A 638-nucleotide genomic window follows, 5' to 3' on the forward strand; every position below is an offset into this window, starting at 1 on the left:
GTCGGTGCCGGTGGCACCGGGATCGTCGCGCTCGGATCGATCAGTGGGGCCGGGAGGCGACCGATCGCCACCGTGTCCATACTCCCCGAGCTCGTGTCACCGGACGATGACGATGAGCAGGCCGTCAGCGCGAAAGCGAGCCAGAGCACGCCGGCCCTGGCTCGCCATCGTCGAGAGGTCATGAACAACAGTGAAGCCGAAACCTCACCCGCCGCCCAAGGCGGTGGTTGGTTCAGCCCTTGCGCAGCTGGTCGCGGATCTCGGTCAGCAGATCGATCTCGCTCGGGCCGGTCTCCTCGTCATCGTCGGACTTCCAGGAGTTGTACGCCTTGACCAACAGGAACAGGATGAACGCAACGAGGACGAATGTGATCGCCGCGTCGATGACGAGGCCGATGCTGATGCGGCTCTTGCCGAGGTCGAAGCCGATCTCGGTGAAGTCGGGCTTGCCGAACACCGCCGCGATCAGAGGGTTGAGAACGCCTTCGACGAACTTGTCGATCACGTCCTTGAAGGTCAAGGCCATGATCAAACCGACGGCGACGGTAACGACATCGCCCTTGTTGATGAAATCTTTGAACTCGACGATCATTTTCTTCATGGGTTTGCTCGTTCTCCTGGTGGGGTTGGTCGTGTGT

At 61.0% G+C, this 638-nt stretch carries 2 protein-coding genes; both read right to left on the bottom strand.

The window, feature by feature from the left end; translation table 11 throughout:
- On the bottom strand, window positions 1–182 hold a 182-nt coding region (locus ACQY6C_RS14875), incomplete at its 3' end, for a hypothetical protein (RefSeq protein WP_427970066.1).
- A gap of 50 nt (window positions 183–232) precedes the next feature.
- Window positions 233–638 (bottom strand): MscL family protein (locus tag ACQY6C_RS14880; protein ID WP_427970068.1); only part of this gene is annotated, 406 nt, incomplete at its 5' end.

Origin of the sequence: Altererythrobacter sp. (assembly GCF_050299635.1) — a bacterium.
Classification (GTDB): Bacteria; Pseudomonadota; Alphaproteobacteria; order Sphingomonadales; family Sphingomonadaceae; genus Erythrobacter.